The organism is Thermus brevis, assembly GCF_026427635.1.
Taxonomy (GTDB): Bacteria; Deinococcota; Deinococci; order Deinococcales; family Thermaceae; genus Thermus; species Thermus antranikianii.
This window is the reverse complement of record NZ_CP102606.1, coordinates 1,664,938-1,679,071: the sequence shown is the minus strand read 5'-3', so window position 1 is coordinate 1,679,071 and position 14,134 is coordinate 1,664,938. Positions and strand designations below refer to the sequence as shown.

The 14,134-nt window shown below is 66.7% G+C and carries 15 protein-coding genes; 3 read left to right on the top strand and 12 right to left on the bottom strand.

Going from position 1 to position 14,134, the window contains the following annotated elements:
• The first annotated feature begins 10 nt into the window (after positions 1-10).
• From KQ693_RS09130 to KQ693_RS09120, 3 genes are all read left to right on the top strand, one after another.
• Positions 11-1,333: an ABC transporter substrate-binding protein gene (locus KQ693_RS09130; protein ID WP_267261020.1), complete on the top strand. Its 1,323-nt coding sequence runs from the start codon at positions 11-13 to the stop codon at positions 1,331-1,333.
• Positions 1,334-1,422: 89 nt separating this feature from the next.
• On the top strand, positions 1,423-2,157 hold the full coding sequence (gene surE, locus KQ693_RS09125; RefSeq protein ID WP_135255946.1) for a 5'/3'-nucleotidase SurE: 735 nt from the start codon (positions 1,423-1,425) through the stop codon (positions 2,155-2,157).
• Positions 2,150-2,521, top strand: coding sequence for a glycosyltransferase family 2 protein (locus KQ693_RS09120; protein WP_267261019.1), 372 nt, complete (start codon positions 2,150-2,152; stop codon positions 2,519-2,521). The genes surE and KQ693_RS09120 overlap by 8 nt, the downstream gene beginning before the upstream one ends.
• Positions 2,522-2,779: 258 nt before the next feature.
• On the opposite strand, the gene KQ693_RS09115 is transcribed toward KQ693_RS09120, so the two are convergent.
• The 12 genes from KQ693_RS09115 to KQ693_RS09060 are packed head-to-tail and all read right to left on the bottom strand — an operon-like array spanning position 2,780 to position 14,015.
• Positions 2,780-3,547: an ABC transporter permease gene (locus KQ693_RS09115; RefSeq protein WP_267261018.1), complete on the bottom strand. Its 768-nt coding sequence runs from the start codon at positions 3,545-3,547 to the stop codon at positions 2,780-2,782.
• Positions 3,544-4,350: an ABC transporter permease gene (locus KQ693_RS09110; RefSeq protein WP_267261017.1), complete on the bottom strand. Its 807-nt coding sequence runs from the start codon at positions 4,348-4,350 to the stop codon at positions 3,544-3,546. Before KQ693_RS09110 ends, KQ693_RS09115 begins: the two co-directional genes overlap by 4 nt.
• Before the next feature lie 10 nt (positions 4,351-4,360).
• The gene (locus KQ693_RS09105) at positions 4,361-5,467 is read right to left on the bottom strand and encodes an extracellular solute-binding protein (RefSeq protein WP_135255935.1); all 1,107 of its coding nucleotides are present in this window, start codon (positions 5,465-5,467) and stop codon (positions 4,361-4,363) included.
• Complete coding sequence (locus KQ693_RS09100; RefSeq protein ID WP_267261016.1) at positions 5,464-6,276, bottom strand: sugar phosphate isomerase/epimerase family protein; 813 nt, start codon at positions 6,274-6,276, stop codon at positions 5,464-5,466. The genes KQ693_RS09105 and KQ693_RS09100 overlap by 4 nt, the downstream gene beginning before the upstream one ends.
• On the bottom strand, positions 6,273-7,292 hold the full coding sequence (locus KQ693_RS09095) for an ABC transporter ATP-binding protein (RefSeq protein ID WP_267261015.1): 1,020 nt from the start codon (positions 7,290-7,292) through the stop codon (positions 6,273-6,275). Before KQ693_RS09095 ends, KQ693_RS09100 begins: the two co-directional genes overlap by 4 nt.
• A 25-nt stretch (positions 7,293-7,317) precedes the next feature.
• The gene (locus KQ693_RS09090; protein WP_135255932.1) at positions 7,318-8,157 is read right to left on the bottom strand and encodes a carbohydrate ABC transporter permease; all 840 of its coding nucleotides are present in this window, start codon (positions 8,155-8,157) and stop codon (positions 7,318-7,320) included.
• Between the two features lie 11 nt (positions 8,158-8,168).
• On the bottom strand, positions 8,169-9,434 hold the full coding sequence (locus KQ693_RS09085; RefSeq protein ID WP_267261014.1) for an extracellular solute-binding protein: 1,266 nt from the start codon (positions 9,432-9,434) through the stop codon (positions 8,169-8,171).
• 19 nt (positions 9,435-9,453) lie between these two features.
• A complete protein-coding gene (locus KQ693_RS09080) occupies positions 9,454-10,248 on the bottom strand; it encodes a carbohydrate ABC transporter permease (RefSeq protein WP_267261013.1) in 795 nt (264 codons plus the stop codon).
• Between the two features lie 4 nt (positions 10,249-10,252).
• Positions 10,253-11,023, bottom strand: a complete 771-nt coding sequence (locus tag KQ693_RS09075; RefSeq protein ID WP_267261012.1) for an SDR family NAD(P)-dependent oxidoreductase — start codon at positions 11,021-11,023, stop codon at positions 10,253-10,255.
• On the bottom strand, positions 11,016-12,488 hold the full coding sequence (locus tag KQ693_RS09070) for an FGGY-family carbohydrate kinase (protein WP_267261011.1): 1,473 nt from the start codon (positions 12,486-12,488) through the stop codon (positions 11,016-11,018). The genes KQ693_RS09075 and KQ693_RS09070 overlap by 8 nt, the downstream gene beginning before the upstream one ends.
• Positions 12,488-13,288 (bottom strand): BtpA family protein, encoded by an 801-nt coding sequence (locus tag KQ693_RS09065; protein WP_267261010.1) that lies wholly within the window; start codon positions 13,286-13,288, stop codon positions 12,488-12,490. Before KQ693_RS09065 ends, KQ693_RS09070 begins: the two co-directional genes overlap by 1 nt.
• Positions 13,275-14,015, bottom strand: a complete 741-nt coding sequence (locus KQ693_RS09060; RefSeq protein WP_267261009.1) for a DeoR/GlpR family DNA-binding transcription regulator — start codon at positions 14,013-14,015, stop codon at positions 13,275-13,277. Before KQ693_RS09060 ends, KQ693_RS09065 begins: the two co-directional genes overlap by 14 nt.
• Positions 14,016-14,134: the final 119 nt, after the last annotated feature.

Below are 14,134 nucleotides of genomic sequence, written 5' to 3'. Positions count from 1 at the left end.
AGGTATAGGTATGCGCATGTGGACGAGACGGGTTTGGGCACAGGCCATCCTCAGCACCCTGCTCCTTTTGGGCGGCGCTCAGGCCCAAAGGGTCACCCTGGAGTTCTGGCACTCCATGGGTGGGGTTCTGGGGGAAGCCACGGAAAAGCTGGTGCAGGACTTCAACAAAAGCCAGGACCGGATTCAGGTGAAAAGCCAGTACGTGGGCAGCTACGATGACGGCATCAACAAGCTTCTCGCCGCCTTGCGCGCGGGCCGGGGTTACCCCCACGTGATCCAGGTCTACGACATCGGGGCCCGGATCATGGCAGACTCTGGGGCGGTGGTGCCCCTCGAGGACCTGGCCCGGAAGAGCGGGTTTGACCTGGGTCGCTTCCTCCCCCAGCCCCGCAACTACTACACGGTGGAGGGGAAGCTCTACGGGCTTCCCTTTAACTCCTCGAACCCCATCCTCTACCTCAACATGGCCGCCTTCCAGGAGGCGGGGATCCCCTTCAAGCCGACCTGGAGCCTTAAGGACCTGGAGGAAGCCGCCCGCAAGCTCACCAAGAAGGACGCCCAGGGCCGTACCGTACGCTACGGGCTTTCCATTCCCATCGATTCCTGGTTCGTGGAGCAGATCTCCTATAACTCCGGGGAATACTTCTGCAACAACGAGAACAGCCGCAAGGCCAGGGCCACCGCGGTCACCTTTGACAACCCGGCCGCCGCGGCCTTCCTGGACATGTACGCCCGTTTGGTGCGGGAGGGGGTGGCCGCCAACACCGGGCGCAACTGGGCCGACTCGCAAAGCCTCTTCGCCCAGGGCCAGGCGGCCATCGCCGCCTACTCCACGGCCAGCCTCACGGGGGTGCTGCGGCAGGTGGGGAACCGCTTTCCCTTGCGCACCGCCTTCTACCCCTTCCTCCGGGAGCGGAATGGGGTAGCCATCGGGGGCGCTGCCCTCTACGTGCTGAAGGGCTTCCCCGAGGAACAGGTCCAGGCGGCCTGGGAGTTCGTGCGCTTCCTCCTGGAGCCGGAAACCCAGGCCCGCTGGCACCTGGCCACCGGTTACTTCCCCATAGTGCGGGGCGTGACCGAGCTTCCCCAGGTACGCCAGGCCCACGTGAAGCAGCCCAACTACACCACCGCCATCCAGCAGCTAGCCACCAGCAAGGTTAACCCCTCCAGCGCCGGTTGCCTGATGGGGGCCTTCCCCGAAATACGCCAGTACGTGCAGACCGCCTGGGAAGAAACCCTGAAGGGGAAGCCTGCCCTCGAGGCCCTGAGGGAGGCCAAGGCCCGGGCTGACCAGGCCCTGGAGCGCTACAACCGGAGCGTGGCCCAACCCTGACCCACCAGGCTCCTCCTTCCCGCTGGGGGTATCCCCCAGCGGTTTTTGCCGTTGATCTTGAGCTGACATTGGCCCCTTAGGGTAGGGGCATGCGGATCCTGGTGACCAACGACGACGGCGTCTTCAGCCCAGGGCTTTGGGCGCTGGCCGAGGCCGCAAGCCCCTTTGGCGAGGTCTTCGTGGTGGCCCCCGACGTGGAGCAGAGCGGGGTGGGCCACGCCATCACCATCGCCCACCCCGTGCGGGCCTTTCCCCATCCCTCCCCCCTGCCCGCTCCCCACTTCCCCTCCTACCGGGTGCGGGGAACCCCCGCCGACTGCGTGGCCCTGGGGCTCCACCTCTTCGGGCCTGTGGATCTGGTCCTTTCCGGCATCAACCTGGGGAGCAACCTGGGCCACGAGATCTGGCACTCGGGCACCGTGGCCGCGGCCAAGCAGGGCCGCCTCTTCGGGATCTCCGCGGCGGCCTTCAGCACCCCCATGAACGGGAGCGGACCGGACTTCGCCGCCTTGCGGCCCTGGGTGGAACGGGTGCTGGAGAACCTTCTCCGGCTGGAAAAGCCCTTTTTGGTCAACATCAACCTGCCTCACCGGCCCAAGGGGTTCCTCTGGACCCGGCAGTCCGTGCGGGCCTATGAGGGGGTGGTGGTGGAAGGGGAAGATCCCATGGGAAGGCCCCTTTACTGGTTCGCCGCCAAACCCCTCAAGGAGGCGGAGGAGGGCACGGACCGCTGGGCGGTGGAGCAGGGGTTTATCGCCGCCACCCCCCTCAGGCTGGACCTCACCGACGAGGCCCGCCTCCAACCGGCCCTGGCCCATGATTAGCGTCCTCATCCCCACCCGGAGCCTGCCGGACTGCCTGCGCCGAGCCCTGGCCTCCCTTTTTCGGCAGACCTTTACCCGCTTTGAGGCGGTGGTGGTGGATGACGGGGAGGGCGAGGGGATGGAAGTGGTGGCTGGCCTGGCAGATCCGCGGCTCCGGGCTCTTCCCAGTCCGGTGATGGGCGGGGTAAAAGCCCGCATGGAGGCCCCGGATCACACTCGTGGGAAAGCAGCAGGCTGCCTGAGCACCGTCCCATGCTCTCGATACGCAACGCCTTGGCCTTTCTCCCGCCCAGCTTGGTCTTCCCGGTCCGCTTCACCCACCCTGCCTTTGGGCTTCCCGCCTCGGAGGGGGTTCATGCTTTAGGATCTCTCCACCAACGGGAAGACCTGAACGCCTTACGGGCTATCGTGCCCTACATCCGGCCTTCTGTGCCCCTATCCGCCGCGCTAAGCCTGCTGATAGCTTGGGTTGTGAAGGGCATCCCCCGCTTTGCCGTCTGCGAAGGGCCGTTGTGGTTCACGCGAAAGTGCACAGCAGGACGGAAGGTGATATGGGCCACTCAAACGCCTGAAAACTGCGATGGTTATCCGTAAATGCTACTAGTAACTGGGTGCGAAACCCTTAACGCCGCCTCAGGAGGCTAAGTCCCACCAAGGCGAGAAGGGTGACGTAGAGAAGGACCGCCGCCACGGCGCTGGCCGCCCGGAAGTCCTCGCGCAGGCTCTGGAAAAGGAGGAGGGGCAGGGTGATGGTGCCAAACCCCGCCACCATGCTGGTGATCTCAAACTCCCCCATGGAGATGGCAAAGGCCACCAGGCTTCCCGAGAGCACGGCGGGCACCAGGTTCGGCACCAGCACGTACCGCAGCCTGGCCCAAAGCCCCGCCCCCGAGGCCCGCGCCGCCTCCATGAGGAGGCCCACCTCGAGGCCCGCCAACCCCGCGTACACCGTGCGGAAGAAGAAGGGAAACCCCAAGGCCGCATGCCCCAGCACCACGATCCACAAGGTTCCCGACAGGGAAAGGGGTGGACGGTTGAAGGCCAGGAGAAACCCCAGGCCCACCACCAGGGGGGGCACCAGAAGGGGCAAAACCTGCAAAAGCCGCCTCAGCCCTTCCCCCGCCCGCCCCGCCCAGGTGTAGGCCGCGTAGGCGGTGGGCACCCCCACCAGGATGTTGATGGCCACGGCCATGAGGGCAATCCGCAGGGAGAGGAGGCCCGCCTCCACGTACCTGGGATCCCTGGCGATCCGGGCATACCAGTCCAGGGTGAATCCCTCGGGAAGCACGTCCAGCCACATGCGGCTGAAGGAGTAGACCACCGGGGCCAGCATGGGCAGGATGAGGTATAGGAGGAGGAAGGCAAAAAATAGCCAGCCCAAAGCCCTCATCGCCGGTACCTCCTTTCCCAAAGGGCGAGCAGATAGAGCCCCACCCCCGTGGAGGCCATGAGGACTACGGACAAGGCGGCAGCCAGGGGCAGGTCAAAGGTGCTCTCCGCCACCAGGCTGTAGATCTGCAAGGAGAGAAGGTTCTTGGCAAAGCCCGTGAGGGCCAGGGCCGTGCCGAAGGCCCCCATCATCCCGGCGAAGACGATGCTGCTCCCCGCCAGGATCCCCGGCATCAGGGCGGGCAGGAGGACCCGTACCCAGGCCTGGAAAGGCGTGGCCCCCGAGGCCCGGGCGGCCTCCATCAGGCTCCGGCCCACGCTCTCCAGGAGGGGCATGAGGGCAAGGGCGAAGAGGGGGATGTTGTAGAAGGGAAACACCGAGAACAACCCTGCCCAGGAGTAGAGGTCAAACCGGGGCCACCCTAAGGAGGCAAAAATCTGGTTCAGCACCCCATTCCTTCCCAGAAGCACGATGAAGCCGAAGGCCACCACCAATCCGGACAGGGAGACGGGGATGGCGTAGAGGCTCATCAAAAACCCCTTCCACCGAAGGGGAAGCTTGCTGGTCCAGTAGGCGAGGAAAAGACCGCCCAGAGCGGCCACCAGGGTGGACAGGGTGGCAAAGACCACCGAGTTCCGCCAGGCCTCCAGGTAGGCGGGAGCCGTGAGGGCCTTGGCGTACCGGGCCAGGGTCAGGCCCTCGGGGGCGGCGAGGCTCCGCTCCACGATGGAAAAGAGGGGATAGGCGAAGAAGAGGAGGAGAAAGAGAAGCCCGGGAAGGAGCAAGAAGCGCTCGCCGCGCACCCGTCACCCCCTAACGGATGGTCTCCCCGTAGTACTTCTGCAGGGCCTCGGAAACCGCCTCCTCTCGCTTGTAGTCCACGAACTTCACCTTGGCGTAGGCGCTCTTAGGCGGGTACTTGGCCGCTATGTCCTTGGGCAGCTCCACGTCGGGACGGATGGGGGACACAAAGGCCTTGGCGAACAGGCTTTGCCCGTACTTGGAGAAGATGAACTCCAGGAAGAGCCTTGCGGTGTTGGGATGTGGGGCATTGCGGGCGGCAACGATCCCTCCCCCGTTGGCCAAGGTGCCGTCCTGGGGGATCACCACCTCCGTGGGGAAGGGGAAGCGCTCCTTCCAGGCCAGAAGGTTGTAGTCGTAGTTGATGAAGATCCCCACCTCGCCCCGCTCAAACTTGGCGGTGGTCACCTTGGCCTCCACCGCCCCGATCACCCCCAGCTTGTGAAGCCTGGCGAAGAAGTCCACCCCCGCCTTGTAGTTGTAGGGATCCCCGCTGAGGGCGTAGGCGGCGCTCATGATGGTGGCTACCCCGGTGCCGGTGGCCCTGGGGTCCATGTACTGGATCAGGCCCTTGTACTCGGGGCTTTCCAGTTCCTTCCAGGTCCTGGGCACCTTCTTGACCAGCCGGGTGTTCACGATCCAACCCAGGGTGCCCTTGTACCCCGTGTACCAGGCGGAGCCATCCTTGCCCACGCCCTTCTGCCCTTCCGGAAGGGCATCCCAGGAGGTGACCTTGTAGGGCAAGGTGAGCCCTTCCTCCGCCAGGGTCATGGCGAAGGCCGGCTTCAGATCGGCCACGTCGTTTTTGCTGGCCTTCTCCTCCCGCATGCGGGCCAAGACCACGGCGCTACCCATGTCGATGTCCTGCTGGCGGATGCCGAAAAGCCGCTGGAACTCGGCGTAGATGCCCCCGTAGTTAGCCCAGTCGTTGGGCATGCCGTAGCTGTTGATGACCCCGCCCTCCGCCCGGGCCTTCTGCGCCAGGTCGCGGATGTAAGGGGTGTCCAGTTCCGGGGGAAGCTGCGCACCCGCCTGGGCCAAGGCCCCACCCTTGAGGGCCAGGGAGCCCAGCACCAGGGCCCCTATACCGGCTAGAATCCAAACCGCTTGCCGCTTCATCCTTCACCTCCCATTGCCTCGGGGACCAGCCCCGTTGAGGCCAACCTGCCGTACACCTCCAGGTATTCCGATGCGTTCCGGGGGGGAAGCTCCACCAGCACCGTGCAGGGTTTCCCGGCAAAGGCCCTTAGGTCCTCCGGGCCTGGGGGCAGGTGCAGGTCGTACCGTCCGTCGTTTGCGTGGGCGTGAACGTGGACCAACCGGGTTCCCAGGACTTTCACGAAGGCCATGGGGTCCTGTCCCGCCATACGGGCGTGGCCCAGGTCCAGGCAGAACTCCAGCTGGGGCACCTGGAGGAAGAAGGCCATCTCCTCCGGGGTCCTGGGAACCTCCTGGGGAGCCGGAAGGTTCTCCAGGGTAAGCCTAAGGCCCAGGTCCGAAGCCAGCAGGGCGAGCTCCGCCAGACCCTCGAGGGCCCTTTCCAGATACTCCCGCCTAAGCTTTTCCTCCTGCTCCCTCAGGGCCTCGTGGGCCGGGGAGAGGCCGGGGGGCGGGTAGTCGGTCCAGGGAAGGTTGCCCGCATGCAGGTTAACCAGAAAGGCCCCCATTTGGGCGGCCCGCTCCAGATCCTCCCGGAGCACCCTTAAGGAGACCTGGCGGATCTCGGGAACCCCAGAGCCGGGATACAGGTCCATGTAACGGGCGTGGAAGGTAAGGGCGTAGCCCATGGACCGAGCCTCCTGCGCGGCGTCGAAGAGCTCCAACGCAGCGGAACCGGGAACCTCTATGAACTGGTAGCGGTTAAGCAAACCCCTGGCGTAGTCCAGGAAGGCCGCAGGATCCTTAGGGGGACGAAAACCCAGCCTCATCGCTCCTCCCGTACAAAGGGGGCCTCCTCGGGAAGCCCCAGGCGGACCCTTTCCCCCAGGGCGGGCACCCTGCCGGGGGGCAGGTCCACCTTCAGCACCAGGCCCTCCACCTCCACCTCCAGGCGCACCAGGCTCCCCAGGTAGGTGGCCAGCACCACCGTGCCCTCCAGGAACCCCCCCTCCTCATCTACCGCCAGGCGGAGCCGCTCGGGTCGCAGGAGCAGGAACCCCGGGCCCTCCCCCTTGACCCGCACGGGCCAGGGCCGGTCCCGGTGGAACAGGCCCTCCCGGGCCTCCCCGGGCACCAGGACCCCGGTTCCCACAAAGGCGGCCACGAAGGGGGTGGCGGGCTCCTCGTAGATCTCCCTGGGGGTCCCCAGGTGCTCCACCCTTCCCTCCCGCATCACCGCAATACGGTCGGAAAGAGCCAGGGCCTCCTCCTGGTCGTGGGTCACGTACAGGGTGGTGAGGCCTGTTTCCCTCTGCAGGCGCTTAAGCTCCCCCCTCAGTTCCTCCCGGATCTTGGCATCCAGAGCCGAGAGGGGCTCGTCCAAAAGGAGTACCTTGGGCTCCCGGGCCAGGGCCCGGGCCAGGGCCACCCGTTGCTGCTGGCCCCCGGAGAGCTCCTTGGGGTAGCGCCCCTCGAGGCCCACCAGGTGGACCATCTCCAGGAGCATCCCCACCTTGCGGCGCACCTCCCTCTCGGGAAGCCCCTTCAGCCTCAAGGGAAAGGCCACGTTCCCGAATACGGTCATGTTGGGAAAGAGAGCGTAGTTCTGGAACACCATGCCGATGGGCCTCCGCTCGGGGGGAAGGCTGTTGACCCGCTCCCCCCCGATGCGCACCTCCCCGGCATCGGGCGCCTCGAACCCCGCCACCAGGCGCAGGGTGGTGGTCTTGCCGCACCCCGAGGGGCCCAGCAGGGTGAAGAACTCCCCCTCCTTAAGCCCCAGGTCCACCCCGTCCACGGCCACCACCTCGCCGTAGCGCTTTCGCACCCCCAAAAGCTCCACCACCGCACACCACCTTCCCAAGGACTTGTCAGCCCCGCGTCAGGAGCCGGTAGTAGGCCGCCACCAGGGCCAGGGTGAGGAGAAGGAGGAGGTAGCCCATGGCGCTGGCCCCGGAGAGGTCCAGGCCCAAAAAGGCCTTGCGGTAGATGTAGTAGCTCACCAGGTCCGTGGCGGAACCGGGCCCCCCGCGGGTCAGCACGTAGACCAGGTCGTAGGTGCGCACCTCCGCCAGGGTCTGCAGGATGAGAAGGACCACCAGCACGGGACGGAGGAGGGGTAGGGTCACCCGCAAAAAGGCCTGCCAGGGGGTGGCCCCGTCCACGTAGGCGGCCTCCAGGGGCTCCTTGGGCAGGCTCCTCAGGCCCGCCAGGAGCACCAGGGCGGCAAAGGACACCTGCTGCCACACGTCCACCAGGGCCAGGGAAAAGAGGGCGTAGCGGGCATCCCCAAAGAAATCCACCTTCCCGAAGAGGTAGGAGAGAATCCCCAGCTCCGGGTGCAGGATCATCTTCCATATGAGCCCCACCCCCACCGGGGCGATGAGCATGGGCAGGCTCACCACGAAGTAGTGAAACCCCTTCCAGGGCAGGTTCTGCTGCAGGAGCACCGCCAGGATCAGGGCCAGCACCAGGGTGAGGCCCACGGTAACAGCCACGTACAAGGCGGTGAGGCCCAGGGCATGGAGGAAATAGGGGTCGCGGAAGGCCTCCTGGTACCGGGCGGGCCCCACCCAGTCGTAGCTTGGCCTGAGGAAGCTGTAGCCGGTCAGGGAGAGGAAGAGGGCGTACAGAAGGGGGAGGCCCACCACCCCACCCAGGACCGCCAGTCCCGGAAGGGCCAGGAACCAGGCCACCCCCCTCTGCCCCATCTCCCGCCTCCTCAGCGGAGAAGCCCCGCCTTCCGCAAGAGCCCCTCGAGGCCCTTGGCCGCATCCTGTAGGGCCTGCTTAACCGCCTTCTGTCCGGCCGCCGCCAGGCTGATCTCCCGGCCCACCACGTCCTCCATCTCCGCCGTGTAGGCGAAGATGGGCACCTTCTTGGCCTTGGCGATGATGGCCTCCGCCTGGCGGTAGTAGGGGTACTTCCTCAGCACCTCCGGATCCTGGAAGGCATCCTTGCGGGTGGGAGCGTGGCCCATCAGGGCACGCTTCTTGACGATCTCCTTGGACTCCACCCAGGAGATGAACTTCCAGGCCGCTTCCTTGTTGCGGCTGTTTTTGGGGATGGCCCAGCCCCACCCCCCGTTCACCCCTGCTCCTCCGGGCATGGGGGCCAGGGCCACCTTGCCCGCCACCTTGGGGCACTGTTTGGCGTCGTCCAGCTGGGGAAGCATCCACCAGTAGGTGACCATGCTGAAGGCCTGGCCCTGGCACATGACCCGGAAGGTGTCGTCCAGGTTGAAGTTCAGGGCCCCCTTGGGCGCCGCCTCCCGGATGTTCCTCACGTACAGGCTCAGGGCCTTCTCCCCCTGGGGGCTATTCAGGGTCACCCGCCAGTTGCGGTCCACGTAATCCCCCCCGGCGGCGAAGAGGTAGTTGGAGAACTCCATGAAGTTGGGGTCCCCCCGCTGCCCCTGCATGGCGGCCCCGGAAACCCCGGCGTTTTTGGCCATGAAGAGGGAGAGGTCCACGTACTCCTCCAGGGTGCGGGGCAGGGCCAAAGGGCGCTTGTACTGGGCCTGGAAGCGGTCCTTGAGGTCCTTGCGCTCCAGCAGGTCCTTGCGGTAGATGAGCCCCATGGCGTAGTTGTACATGGGGATCATGTAGAGCTTCCCCTGGTAGTACCCCACCAGGTCCAGCATGGAGGGGTAGTAGACGGAGAGGTCGAAGCCCGAGGCCTTCACATAAGGCTCCAGGGGCTCAAGCCACCCGGCGGCGGGAAACTCCCCCGCCCAGAGGAAGTCCACCTCCAGGAAGTCGTAGGCGTTTTCCGGGGCCAGGAACTGGGCCACCAGCTTGTCGTGCATGGCCCCGTACTGGACCTTCTCGAACTCCACCCGGATGCCCGTGGCTCGCTCGAACTCGGGGAGGAGCGCCTCGATGATCCGGGTTTCCGGCACGTCCTCCATCAGGGCCCGAAGCACCACCCCCTGGGCCAGGGAGGCCCCAAGCCCGAGAGCCAACCACACCACCAGCCACCTTTTCATGCCAGCCCACCTCCTTCCTTCACTTCACCGCCCCCAGGGTGAGACCCTCCACCAGATACCGGTCCACCATGCGGGCGAGAAGGGCCACAGGAAGAACGGAAAGCACCACCCCCGCCGCCACCTGGGCGAAGAGCACCCCCCGCTGGGTGACGAAGGTGGACAGGGCCACGGGTACCGTCTGGGTGTCCCGGCCCGAAAGGAGTAGGGCGAAGAGGAACTCGTTCCACGAGAGCAAGAAGCCCAGGATGCCGGCGGCAAAGAGCCCGGGGGTGGCCAAGGGCAGCACCACGCGGAAGAACACCTGGAAGGGCGTGGCCCCATCCACGTAGGCCGCCTCCTCCAGCTCCCGGGGAAGGTTCTGGAAAAACCCCAGGAGCAACCAGGCCATGAAGGGAAGGGCGAAGGCCAGGTAGGAGAGCACCAGGGCCCAAAGGGTCCCCGACAGGCCGAAGAGGCGCATGAGGGCGAAGAGGGGCAGGGCCAGGACGATGGGGGGGAGCATCTGGGTGGCCAGCACGGCGAAGCGCAGCCCGTGCCCTCCCACCCGGTAGCGGGCCAGGGCATACCCCAGGCCCGCCGCCAGGGGCAGGCCTAGGAGCACCACGGAGATGGCCACCAGGAAGCTGTTGCGAAAGGCCTTTCCAAAAGGCCCCTCGAGGACATTCCGGAAGTTCTCCAGGGTCCAGGGTCCGAAGGCGGGGGGCAGGGCGTAGGCCAGCCCCTCGGGGAGGAGGGCGCTCCGCAGGGTCCAGAGCAGGGGCAGGAGGAAGAGCAGGCTGAAAAGCCACAGGGCCCCGTGGGCCAGCCACCTCATCCCCCTAGAAGATCCAGGCACCGCCGTTCACCTCCACCGCTTCCCCGGTGATGAAGTCCGAGTCCGGACCCGCCAGGAAGCTCACCACTTTGGCCACGTCCTCGGGCAGCTCCAGCCGGCCCAAGGGGGTCTGGCGGATGTACTCCTGGACCACCTCCTCCGGGGAGATGCCGCGAAGCTGGCTTTCCCAGAGAACCTCCCTCTCCTGCATGGAGGTGCGCACAAACCCCGGGTTGACGGCGTTCACCGTGATCCGGTAGGGGGCGAGCTCCTTGGCCACCGCCTGCACCAGGCCCAAGACGGCGAACTTGCTGGCGGTGTAGTGGGCCAGGAGGGGGGCCGCCTGCCGGGCGGCCATGGAGGCGGTGGCGATGATCTTTCCCCTAAGCTCCCGTCCCGGCATCAAGGGTTGGTGCCCCATGGCCCGGGCAAAGGTCTGCAGGGTGAGGAAGGTGCCCTTGGCGTTCACGGTGAGGTTGAAGTCCCACTCCTCCTCCGTCAGGTCCAGAAAGCGGTTCATGGTGGACACCCCGGCGTTGGCCACCAGGACGTCCAGCCGGCCGTCCTCCCGGAACACCCTGTCCCGGGCGGCCTCCAGGTCCTTCCTCGAGGTCACGTCCAGGGGCAGATAGGGCATCCCCAAGGCCTCCCCCACCGCCTTGGCCCGTTCCCCATCCAGGTCCGTGACCCACACCTTGAAGCCATCCCGGGCCAGCCGCTTGGCGATGGCCTTGCCGATGCCGGTACCCGCACCCGTCACCAGGGCGTTAGGCATACTTACCTCCCAGGCGCGGGTAGAGGTCCTTGAGGCGGCCGTAGAGTTCCCGGTAGACCTCGTAAAGTTCCCGGTAAACAGGGACCCACTCCCCCACGGGCTCCGTCACCTCCTCTACCCTGCGCCTTATATCCCCGTACCCCCAAAGCCCTACGGCCACCCCCGCCAGGAAGGCGGTGCCGAAGGCGCTACCCAGGTTCGCTTCAGAAAGCCTCTCCAGGGGCCTTTCCAGGACGCTGGCCAGGATCCTCCGCCAAAGCCGGCTCCTGGCACCCCCGTCCATGACGAAAAGGCGCTCCACCCGGTGCCCCCTGGCCTCGAGGACCTCCACATGGTGGCGGAAGGCGTAGGCCACCGCCTCCAACAGGGCCCGCCAGAGATGGGCGGGGGTGTGGGTGAGGGTGAGGCCCACCACGGTGCCCCGGGCCTCGGGGTCGTGGATGGGGGTCTTCTCCCCCAGGAAGTAGGGCAGGACCACCAGGCCCTGGGCCCCCGCGGGCACGGCCTCCGCCTCCTGGTCCAGCTGGCCAAACCCCACCCCGGGCCGGAACCCATCCCGGAACCAGCGCAGGAGGCTCCCCGTGGTGGCCATGCACCCATTGATCACGAAAAGCCCCGGGATGTCGTGGAAGTCGATGAAGAGCTCGGGCACGGGGGCGAACCGGTCCACCGCATAGAGGAAGTCCCCCGCCCCTCCCAGCTTGACCACCGCCTCCCCTTCCTCCTTGAGGCCGGAGGCCAGGGCGGCGGCGATGTGGTCGGCGCTCCCGGCGATGACGGGAAGGCCATGGGGAAGGCCCACCTCCTGGGCCACCTGGGCATCCACCTCCCCCACCACCTCCCAGGGCCGCCGCACGGGGCCCAAAAGAGACGCCTCCAAGCCGATGTACTCCAGCACCTCCCCAAGCCAGGCCTCGCTGGAGGGGTTCCAAAGCCCCGACTCCAGGGCCCAGTTGGCCTCCTGGTACCGGGCCCCCGTGAGCCGGAAGGCCATGTGCTCGTAGGACCCCGAGATCCAGGCCACCCCTGCCCAGGCCTCGGGCTCCCGCCTTCTGAGCCAGAGGAGCTTCGGGGCCAGGACCTGCTGGTTCCAGGTGGCCCCGGTGCGGGCGAAGAGCCAATCGTCGCCGAAGCGCTCCCTAAGCTCCCGGATCTCCTCCACGGCCCGGGCGTCGTTCTGCTGGATGGAGGGCCTCAGGGGACGTCCCCGGGCATCGTGGAGCACCAGGGCCGGCACCATGCCGGACATGCCCAGGGCCTTTAAGCCCCGGGGATCCCGGCCCTGGAGCACCTGGCGGACCGTGGCCTTAAGGCCCTGCCACCAGCTCTCCGGGTCCTCCTCGGCGAAGCCGGGATGGGGGGAGTGGAGGGCGTGGGGGTGTTCCGCCTCCGCCAGCACCTCCCCCTCCCCCGACAGGAGGACCGCTTTCACCGAGGTCGTCCCCACATCCACCCCGAGGATCATCACCGCCCCCTTGCCCCCCGCACGATCTCCATGAACTCCCGGGCCCGCTTGGGGTCCACGGGGTTCCAGGTGATCCCCTCCTCCTTGAGGGCCGTGCCCACGATGACCCCATCCGCCACCCTAAGGATCTCCTCCACGGTCTCGTGCCGGACGCCGGTGTTGGCCAGCACCGGCACCTGGGGCAAGGCTTCCTTCACCGCCCGCAGATGCTCCAGGTTCACCCCCTCCCCGGTCATGGGGCCGGAAACCAGGATGGCATCCGCCAGGCTGGAAAACACCGCGCTTTTAGCCCTTTCCACCAGCGAGCGGGAGTCCAGGGGAGAGGCGAACTCAGCGGAAACGTTGTACAGGAGGAAGAGGTCATCCCGCCCGAGCCGCCTCTGGTAGCGCAGGGCCTCCGCTGCCCTTCCCTGCCAGAGGCCCATGTCCGATCCGTAGAGGCCGGTGAAGATCTCCCGTACGAAGCGAGCCCCCGTGGCGGCCGCCAAGGCCATGGTGGCCATGGGGTCCCAGAGCACGTCCACCCCGAAGGGCACCCGGATCTCCTGCTTCAGGCGGCCGATCACGTAGGCCATGGTGGCGGTGCTGGCGGGGTCCACCTGGAGCTCGTAGGGCCGGTCGTTCTCGTTCCCGAACATCACCGCATCCACCCCGGCCTGTTGCAGGGCCAGGAGGTCCTGCCGCGCCGCGCTCACGATCCCCTCCAGGTCCCCGTCGTAAAGGGGAGTGCCCGGAAGGGCCTTGAGGTGCACCATGGCGATGACCGGCTTGTGTCCGAAAAGGGCTTCAAAGCGTTTCACGTACCACCTCCACCGGCACCAGGGCCTCGAGGGTAGGGTCCTCGAGGTCCGTGATCACGAGATGCAGGGCGTTCAGAGGGGCCACGAAGGCGGGGGCCCTTTTCCCCCACTTGCTGCGGTCCGCCAGGAGGACGGTGCGCTGGCTCACCGCCATGGCCTTCCTCTTCACCGCCGCCTCCTCGAAGGTGTGGTTGGTTATGCCCTCGGGATTGAAGGCATCGGCCCCCAGGAAGAAGATGTCCGCCCGCACCTGGCCCAGAAGCTCCTCGGTCCAGGAACCCACCAGGCTGTAGAACCCATTCCGAACCCTTCCGCCCGGGAGCAGGACCTCAGTCTCCCCCTGGGCCAGGGCCTGGGCCAGGGCCACGTCCAGGGCTACAACCCGTAGGGCCCTGCCCGCCAGCAGGCGGGCCAGGGCCAGGGTGGTGGTGCCGGAGTCCAAAATCACCGTGGCCCCATCCGGGACCATGCTGCTCGCCCTGCGGGCAATGGCCTCCTTCTGGCTGGGATTCTGGGTGAGCTTCACGGCGTAGGGGGGCTCCGCCTCGGGGAGAAAGGCCCCGCCGTGGTCCCGCTGCAGGAGGCCCTGCCTGGCCAAGGCGGCCAGATCCCGCCTTACCGTGGCCTCGGAAACCCCCAGGTGCCGGGCCAGGTCCTTGGTGCTCAAACCCCCGTGCTGGCGGAGGAGCTCAAGCAGATTTTGCCGTCTCAAGCTGGCTAGGGGCATCGTTTGCGCGATTTTAAGCGAACCTGCGCGATTATGTCAAGACCTGCCCCGGAGGTTCCCGAAGAACCCCGGGGAGAAACGAGACGAGCTCTCGGGACGCCCGGCTTTTTCCCGAGGCA